Genomic DNA, 8,975 nt, shown 5'->3' on the forward strand with positions numbered 1-8,975 from the left:
AGCCGAGCCCCGTAGCGGCCGGTAGGCTCCTGGGCAAAATAAAGGAGGAGGCCGCCTGCGGCCGGGGGACATTTGCGCCAGGGGCCTACCGGCTGCTACGGGGCCCACACGCGCGCGACAGACCCGTACGGAGACACCGCCTGGCACTGCCCACCCCGGCCAACGGCCGGCGCTACCGGGAATCCGGATCCGCGTGGAGCCGGCCAGCGGCCGGCACTACCGGGAATCCGGATCCGCGTGGAGCCGGCCAGCGGCCGGCACTACCGAACGCGGGGCTTTTTTGCTGGCGGCCACCAAGCCGTTCAGGCGGCCGTTGCCGCTTCGCCCTTGGCGGGCAGACCGCGTGCGCGGCGGATGATCCGACCCACGGCGATGCTCATGTCATCCAGCATCGCGTAGATGGTCGGCAGGAACAGCAGGCTGACCACCGTCGAGAACGCCAGGCCGCCGGCAATCGCACGCGCCATCGGGTAGTACGGCGGACCGTTGCCGAGCAGCTGGGTGTCGGTGAGCGAGATCGGGATCATCGCCAGGATCGCGGTGCCCATGGTCATCATGATCGGGCGCAAGCGCTCGCGCGAGCCCTCCACCAGCGCCTGGGTGCGGCCCATTCCGCGCCGACGCAGGTTGTTGATGTGCTCGATCATCACGATGCCGTTGTTCACCACCACGCCCATCAACACCAGGATGCCGATGAAGGACATGATCCCGAACGAGGTCCCGGTCAGCCAGAACAGCCAGAACACCCCGAAGATCGAGAACAGCACCCCGCTCATGATCGCCGCCGGGAACAGCAGCGATTCAAACACCGCCGCCATCACCACATAGATCATCACCAGCGCGATGATCAGGTTGAACAGCATCTGCTGCATGGCCTCGTTGTCGTTGCCGTAGTCGCCGCCATCGAAGGTGAAGGTGTAACCGGCCGGGAAGCTCATCGGCGTCAGCGTCTCTTCCATCGCCTTGCGCGCTTCCGGGGCGGTGATCTTCTCGGCCAGGTTGGCCTTGATGGTCAACGTGGTCTGCCGGTTGGTGCGGCCGATCTGCGTGGCCGACGGCTTGATCGACACATCGACCAGGCTCAGCAACGGCACCGATCGCCCGTCGCCGGTACGCACGGTGAAGCTGGCCAGGTCTTCCGGGCTGCTCTGTTCGGCGCCGGCAAAACGCACCCACACCGGCACCTCGCTGTCGCCCCGGCGGAACTCGCGCATCGGCGCACCGCGCAGCGCCAGGCCGACGAAGCTGGCGACCTGCTCGGCATTGAAGCCAAACGCCGCCGCGCGCTCGCGGTCGACGTGGATGGCCAGCTCGCTGCCCTTCTCGCCGTTGTCGATGCGCACATCGCGCAGTTCCTTGCGCTGGGCCAGCAGCGGCACCACTTCCTCGCCGATCTCCTGCAGCATCTTGGTCGAGTCGCCTACCAGCTGCACCTGCACGGATTGATTGCCGCTGCCGCCACCGTCGCCGCCCTGGTTGCCGACGATGTAATCGGCACGCGCCGAACGCGGCAGCCCCTTGCGCAGCGCTTCCTGCACCGCAGGCATGTTGTCGGCATGCGCTGCATCGAAGGTCACGACGGTGCTGCTGCCTTCCTGTTCGCTGTACCAGGAATAGATCTGGGTGATGTGCAGCGTCTCGCGCTGGCCATCGAGGTAGTGCTCGACCCGGGCGACTTCCTCGGACATCTGGCTGTAGGTGTAGGCGCCCTTCCAGTTGTAGCCGATGAACACCTCATGGCCACCCTCGCCCCCGAACATGTCGATCTTGGTCAGCTTCATCGGCACCAGGCTGATGGCCACCACCATGAGGATGCCGAACACGCTCCAGCCCCGGTGTTCCAGCGTCCAGCGCAGGACCTTGGCGTAGCGGCGCTGCAGGCGCGCGATGACCCCGGATTCGGCATGCACCAGCTTGGGGGTCTGCATGCGCGCGGACAGCATCGGGATCAGGCTGACCGCCACCAGCCACGAGGCCAGCAGCGAGACCGAGATGGTGATCGCGATCTGCGACATGAAGATGCTGATGTTGTTGGTCTCGCCGAACAGGTTCGGCACGAACACGATGCAGTGGCACAGGGTGCCGGCGCTGAGCGCGATGGCCACGTTGCGGGTGCCGATGATCGAGGCCAGCCGCGGCTGGTCGGGCATGCGTTCGCGTTCCTGGTAGATGCTCTCCACCACCACCACCGCATTGTCCACCAGCATGCCGACGGCCAGCAGCAGGCCCATCATGGTCAGGATGTTGAGGGTGACCCCGGCGAAGTACATGAAACCCAGGGTGATCACGAAACAGATCGGGATCGCCAGGGTCACCATCAGCGTGGACGGCCAATGGCGCAGGAAGAAGAACAGCACCGTGATCGACAACAGCAGGCCGACGGCGCCGGCCTCGGCCAGCTCGAGCAGCGAGGAGGTGACCATCTTGCCCTGGTTGTCGATGACCTTGATCTGCACATCGCGCATCGACGGCTGCTTGCGGATCGCCTCCACTTCGGCCAGCGCCGCGCGCGAGACTTCCACCAGGTTGGCGCTGCGCTCCTTGAAGATGTCCAGGCCGACGGCAGGATTGCCATCCAGACGGCGGCCGTAGTTCATCCGCGTGGGTTTGAGCCGGATGTCGGCGATGTCGCCCAGGCGCAGGCCCTTGGTGTCGATCACCAGGTCGCGCAGCTCCTGCAGGTCGGTGATCTCCCCGACCGGCTGGATGCGCACGCGCTGGCCGTTGTCGTCGATCTGCCCGGCCGAGATCGAGAAGTTGAGTGTGCGCAGACGGTCGCTGAGGTCATTGATGCTCAGGTTGTGCGCGGTCAGGCGGTCCGGGCTGATCGCGATCTCCACCTCGTTGGGTGGCGCGCCGGAGATGTTGACCCGGGCCACGCCGGGAATGCGTTCGATGCGCCGCTTGAACTCGCGGTCGAGCATGTCGTACGCGCCGGTGAGGTCGCTGCTGCTGGCCAGGCGCACCTTGAGCACCGGGTCGTCGCTGCTGGACCACTTGAACACGCTGTAGCGCTGCAGGTCATCGGGCAGGTCGGTGCGGATCGCGTCGATGCGCTCACGCGCGTCCGAGGCGGCGATGGCGATGTCGCGGTCCCAGTCGGTGAACTCGATGAAGATGCTGGCCCCTTCGGAGGTGGCCGAGGAGCGCATGCGCTTGATCCCGGTCATGGTGGCCAGCGCTTCTTCGGTGGGGCGGATGATGTTGCGCTCCACTTCCTCCGGGGTGGAGCCGGTGTAGGGCACCTGCACGAACAGGAACGGGGCCGAGATGTCCGGCAGCGCCTCCAGCGGCAACCGCAACGAGGCGATCAGCCCCACCACCGCCAGCGACACGAAACACATGATGGTGGTGATGGGACGGCGGATGGAGAACTCGGCGATGCTCATGCCGGCTCCTGTGCGGTGCCGGTACCGGGGGTCTCGACGACACCGGCATGCTTGCGCCCACGTTCGCGGTAATACGCATCGCCGCGACGGTCCAGCAGGTCGTACACCACCGGGATGACGATCAGGGTAAGCAGGGTGGACACCAACAGGCCACCGATGACGGTGATCGCCATCGGCGCGCGCACTTCGGCGCCCTCGCCCATCGCCACCGCCAACGGCAGGAAGCCGAACAGCGTGCACAGGGTGGTCATGATGATCGGCCGCAGGCGCGAGCGCGCGCCTTCCACCAGCGCCTGCTGCTTGGGCACGCCGGATTCGCGCAGCTGGTTGACCTTGTCGATCAGGATGATGGCGTTCTTGGTCACCAGGCCGACCAGCAGGATCAGGCCGATGAACACCACCACCGAAATCGGCTTGCCGGTGAGCATCAGCGCCAGGATCGCCCCGACCAGCGCCAGCGGGATGGTGAACAGGATGACGAACGGGTGCAGCAGCGACTCGAACTGCGAGGCCATCACCAGGTAGACCAGGAAGATCGCCAGGCCGAAGGCGAAGATCAGCGAGCGCGCCGATTCGGCCAGCTCCTCACCCTGCCCGCCGATGTGCATGCCCACGCCCGCACCCAGCGGCTGTCGGGCGACCATGTCCTGTACCTCGCGCACCGCACCGCCCAGATCGATGTCGCGCAGGTTGGCCGAGACCACCGCCACGCGGGTCTGGTCGGCGCGATGGATCTCGCTCGGGCCGTTGGTGGCGACCACCTCGGCCACCGCATCCAGGGTCACCGGACGGCTGCTGCCCGGATTGACGATCAACCGGCGGATGCTGTCCACGCTGGCACGGTCGCCTTCCTGGGCGCGCACCAGCACGTCGATCTTGCGGTCGCGGAAGCTGTAGCGGGTGGCCACGTCGCCACGCACCTTCTTGACCACCACATCGGCGATCTGCCGGGTGGTCAGGCCAAGTGCGCCGGCACGTTCCTGGTCGAAGCGGATCTGGATTTCCGGGAACCCTTCTTCCACCGTGGATTTGACGTCGGCGTAGTGCGGGTTGTTGCGCAGCATCGCCGCCAGCGCCTGGCCGGCGTGTTCCAGCGTGGCCATGTCCTGGCCGCGCAGTTCCACTTCCAGCGGCGTGGAGAAGCTGAACAATGCCGGCCGCGCGAAGTCGACCTGCACGCCCGGGTGCTGCTGCATCGAATCACGCAGGCGCTCGGTGATCGCCGCTTCCGTACGCGCGTCACCGCCACCGGCCATCACCACGGTCAGCTTGCCGATGTTCTCGCCGCTTTCGGTGGGGCTGGCATCCAGCCGCGTACCGCTGCCGCTGACGCCGTACAACGAGGCGATCTGGCCGTCCTTGGCGTGGGCCAGCTGCAGTTCGCGGACCAGTGCATCGGTCTGCTTCAACGGCGTGCCGGCCGGCAGCTTGGCGGTCATCTCGAAACGGTCCTGGGCCAGCTGCGGGATTAGGTCGGCGCCCAGCATCGGCACCAGCGCCAGGGTGGCCACGAAGGCCAGGCCGGCCAGCCCCAGCACCTTGCCCGGATGGTGCAAGGCGCCCGGCAGCAGCTTGAGGTAACCGCGCTCGGCGCCGGCGTAGGGCTTCATCGCCACATCGCTTGCCTTGCGCATCACCGGGCCGACCACCGCGGCCACCCCGCGCGAGACGCGGATCACCGCCCAGGCCACGCCGAAGCAGGTCCAGCGCACCAGCGCGCCGATGCCGCGGCGGCCACCTGCCACCGGCTTGAGCCAGCGCTGTTCGGGCTGCCAGGTGGCGTGCGCCGGTTCTTCCGGGAACGCCAGCGGCGGGCGGCCCTTGAGCGAGCTCAGCATCGGGATCAGGGTCATGGACACCAGCAGCGAGATCGCGATGGCGATCGCCACGGTCAGCGCCTGGTCGCGGAACAGCTGGCCGGCGATGCCATCGACGAACACCAGCGGCAGGAACACCGCGATGGTGGTCAGCGTGGAGGCGACCACGGCCATGCTCACTTCCCGGGTGCCGGCGATCGCCGCCTGCAGGATGCCCAGGCCACGCTCGCGCGCCTTGGCGATGCTCTCCAGCACCACGATCGAGTCGTCTACGACCAGGCCGGTGGCCAGTGCCAGGCCGCCCAGCGACATCACGTTGAGGCTCAATCCCATCTGGCCCATGAAGAAGAACGTGGTGATGATCGACACCGGCAGCGACAGGCTGATCACGAACGTGCTCCAGCCATCGCGCAGGAACAGGAAGATGATCAGGATGGCCAGCAGGCCGCCGATCACCGCGTCCTTCTTGACGTCGCTGATGGCGTGTTCGATGAAGCGCGACTGGTCTTCGATGGTGGTCAGTTCGGCGTCGCCGGGAATCTGCCCCTTGATCTGTTCCAGCTTGGTGCGCAGCGCGGCGGCGGTGGCGACGGTGTTGGCATCGCCTTCCTTGTAGATGGCCAGTTCAACCGCTTCCTTGCCGCCGAGGCGGATGATCGCTTCGCGCTCCTTGTAGCCCTGGCGCACGCTGGCGACATCCTTCAACCGCACCGGCATGCCGTTGGCGACGGTGGAGGAACTGCTGCTGGACGCACTCTGCGCGGCCGAGGCGGCGGCGACGGCTGCGTCCGAACCGGTGGATGCGGCGATCGCGAACATCTGCTGCATGGCCGCGTCGGCGGCGCTGCCGTTGCTGCCCTGGGTGGTCACCAGCAGGTTGCGGATGTCGTCCAGGTCGGCGAACTGGTTGACGGTACGCACCAGGAAACGCTGCGAGCCTTCCTCCAGGCGTCCACCGGAAATATTGATGTTCTCTTCCTTGAGCCGCTTGATGACGGTGTCGATCGGCAGGTTGAGCTGGGCCAGCTTCTGCTGGTCGATGTCGACCTGGATCTCGTCTTCCAGGCCACCGCCGACCTTGACCGCCGCCACGCCGGTGACCGGCTCCAGCTTCTTCTTCAGGTCCTCGTCGGCATAGCGGCGCAGCTCGGTCAGCTGGCGCACCGCGTCGGCATCGGTGGCGGCCTCCTTCTTTGCCGAGATCACCAGGCGCATGATCGGCGCGGTGGACGGATTGAAGCGCAGCAGCACCGGGGCCTTGGCCTCCAGTGGCAGGTTCAGTGCTTCCATCTTGTCGCGCACCTCCAGGCTGGCCTGGTCCATGTTGGTGCCCCAGGCGAACTCCAGCACCACATCGCTCTGCCCGGTGCGCGACACCGACTTGAGCTTGCGCAGGTTCTTGACCACGCCCACGGCCTCTTCGACCGGCTCGCTGATCAGGGTTTCGATTTCAGTCGGCGCCGCACCGGTGTACTCGGTGCGCACGGTCAGGGTGGGATAGCTCAGGTCGGGCAGCAGGTTGACCTTGAGGTTGCCCAGGGCGATGAAGCCGAACAGCATCAGCGTCACCGTGCACATGGCGATGGTGACGCGGCGGCGGGTGGCAAATTCCACCAGTCCACCACCGTGCGCGCCCGGACGCTCGCCAGCGTGCGGGTCGTTGCCGTGGTCGTTGCCGGCCGATGTCATTGGCGGCTCTCCGCCTTCTTGGCCGGCACGGCAGCGGCGGTGGCAGTCGGCTTGGCACCGATCACCTGCACCGCGGTGCCGTCACGCAGCGCCACCTTGCCGGCGGTGACCACCTGGTCGCCTTCGGCCAGGCCATCGCGGATTTCGACCCACGGACCTTCGGCATAACCGAGCTTGACCGGCACCCGTGCGACCTTGCCCGCGCGCACGCGGAACACCGCCGGTTCGCCGTCGTCGAGCAGCGCCAGGCGCGGCACCACCAGCGCATCGGCACGCTGGTCGTAATCGATGCGGATGCGGCCGAACATGCCCGGCTGCAGGCCTTCGGCGTCTTCGCCGAAACCGCTGACCACGCGGAAGGTGCCGCTGCCGGCATCGATCACCGGCGCGATACGGTCGACCACGCCCGGGAACGATTTGCCCGGCAGCGCATCGGCCAGCAGCGTCACCGGCTGGCCGGCGCGCAGGGTGGCCAGTTCGCGCTCGGGCACGTTGAGCGTGGCTTCCAGGCGCGAGTTGTCGATGATGCGGAAGATCGGCGTGTTGATCTGGACGAAGTTGCCGGTCTTGATCGAGCGCGAGGCGATCACGCCGGAGATCGGCGCCACCACCGTGGTGTAGGACAGTTCCAGCGTGGCCAGCCGGTACTGCGCGCGGGCGTTCTCCAGGTCGTACTTGATCTGGTCGACGTCGGCGGCGCTGACCATCTGCTGGCCGATCAGCTTCTGCGCACGCTGGTAGTTGTTTTCCAGCTTCCGCATCACCGCTTCGCTCTGGGCCACGGCCAGCCGCGCACGGTCCGGATCCAACCGTACCAGCGGCTGCCCGGCGCGCACTGCCTGGCCCTCTTCGACCAGCACTGCCAATGCCACGCCGGAGGTCTTGGCCACCACCTGCGACTCGGCGCGCGCTTCCAGCGCGGCGGTGCCGGTGTAGCTGGCTGCCACCGCGCGGCGGCTGGCGGCGACCGCTTCGACCGGGACCGCGTCGACCTTTTCGGCCTTGGCGTCCTTTTCGGCGGCCTGCGCATCGGCGGTACCGGTGCCGGCCCCGCAGCCGCTCAGCAGCAGCGAAGTGGTGATGAGCAGAGCAGCGGCGCAGGTTCCGGTGCGGCCGTGCAGGAAAGATTTTCGCGACATCGTCGTGTCCCTGAGGGATGCGTGGGCAGGTGTGGTAGCAAACTAATGCACCACGTCACGACAACACCATATCCCAAAGGTCATGGTGACCTGCGGCAGCACCGGTCGGCAGCCGGTTTCAGCTAGATGAAATCGCAGGCTATACTCGGGCCAGTTCCGTACCCCACGCCGGAACGACCAGACCCGTACACCGGAAAGGACATCATGCGCCCGCAGCCGCTCGCCGCTTGTCTTCTGGCCGTCCTCCTGCCCCTCGGGGCCGCCGCACAGGCCGCCACTGCTCCAGCAGTACCCGCAGCACCTGCCGTACCCGCACCCGCTCCTGCTCCTGCCTCAGCCCCTGCCGCACCTGCCCCCGTCGCCCTCACCGGGAGCTTCGACAATGGCCGCGTGCTGGCGTACACCTGCCAGGGGTGCCACGGCATCACCGGCTACAAGAACGCCTACCCCAGTTACCGGGTGCCCAAGATTGGCGGGCAGACCCAGCAGTACCTCAGCCAGGCGCTGAGCGAATACCGCCAGGGCAAGCGCCGGCATCCCACGATGCAGGCGCAGTCCATGAGTTTCAGCGAACAGGAGATCGCCGATCTCGCTGTTTACCTGTCCACCGTCAAATAAGCGCGCTCATGTCGAAAGCCACGCCCTTCAAGCGTCACGCCATCGCCCTGTCCGTTGCCCTGCTGATGACTGCATGTTCGCAGTCACAGGTGGAAAACAGCGCAGACTCCGCCGCCGACCCGGGCCACGCCAGTGGCGAGCATGGGTCCGGCTCTTCCGCCGGCCTCCCGGCCGGACGCCTTGCCGCCGGTGAAGCCCGTGCCCAGGTCAAGGGCAAGGCCACCGGCCAGAGCTGCATCGACTGCCACGGCGCCGACGGCAACAAGCCGATCGACCCGACCTACCCGAAACTGGGGGGGCAGTACGGTGATTACCTGGCGCAT

General features: G+C 66.9%; 5 protein-coding genes. 2 read left to right on the top strand and 3 right to left on the bottom strand.

What is annotated here, in order from left to right; genetic code table 11:
- Nucleotides 1-302: 302 nt before the first annotated feature.
- Genes RTO53_RS16145 through RTO53_RS16155 form a run of 3 tightly spaced genes read right to left on the bottom strand, consistent with a single transcriptional unit; the run spans nt 303 to nt 8,034 of the window.
- Nucleotides 303-3,389: an efflux RND transporter permease subunit gene (locus RTO53_RS16145; protein ID WP_312238755.1), complete on the bottom strand. Its 3,087-nt coding sequence runs from the start codon at nt 3,387-3,389 to the stop codon at nt 303-305.
- Nucleotides 3,386-6,895, bottom strand: coding sequence for an efflux RND transporter permease subunit (locus tag RTO53_RS16150; protein ID WP_312238756.1), 3,510 nt, complete (start codon nt 6,893-6,895; stop codon nt 3,386-3,388). The genes RTO53_RS16145 and RTO53_RS16150 overlap by 4 nt, the downstream gene beginning before the upstream one ends.
- The gene (locus RTO53_RS16155; protein WP_312238757.1) at nt 6,892-8,034 is read right to left on the bottom strand and encodes an efflux RND transporter periplasmic adaptor subunit; all 1,143 of its coding nucleotides are present in this window, start codon (nt 8,032-8,034) and stop codon (nt 6,892-6,894) included. The genes RTO53_RS16150 and RTO53_RS16155 overlap by 4 nt, the downstream gene beginning before the upstream one ends.
- Before the next feature lie 204 nt (nt 8,035-8,238).
- Here RTO53_RS16155 and RTO53_RS16160 point away from each other — a divergent pair, with 204 nt between their 5' ends.
- Together RTO53_RS16160 and RTO53_RS16165 are read left to right on the top strand one after the other, a co-directional pair.
- The gene (locus tag RTO53_RS16160; RefSeq protein ID WP_312238758.1) at nt 8,239-8,652 is read left to right on the top strand and encodes a c-type cytochrome; all 414 of its coding nucleotides are present in this window, start codon (nt 8,239-8,241) and stop codon (nt 8,650-8,652) included.
- Nucleotides 8,653-8,660: 8 nt separating this feature from the next.
- A partial coding sequence (locus tag RTO53_RS16165; protein WP_312238759.1) for a cytochrome c occupies nt 8,661-8,975 on the top strand: 315 nt, incomplete at its 3' end.

It is taken from the genome of Stenotrophomonas sp., assembly GCF_031995405.1.
Taxonomy (GTDB): domain Bacteria; phylum Pseudomonadota; class Gammaproteobacteria; order Xanthomonadales; family Xanthomonadaceae; genus Stenotrophomonas.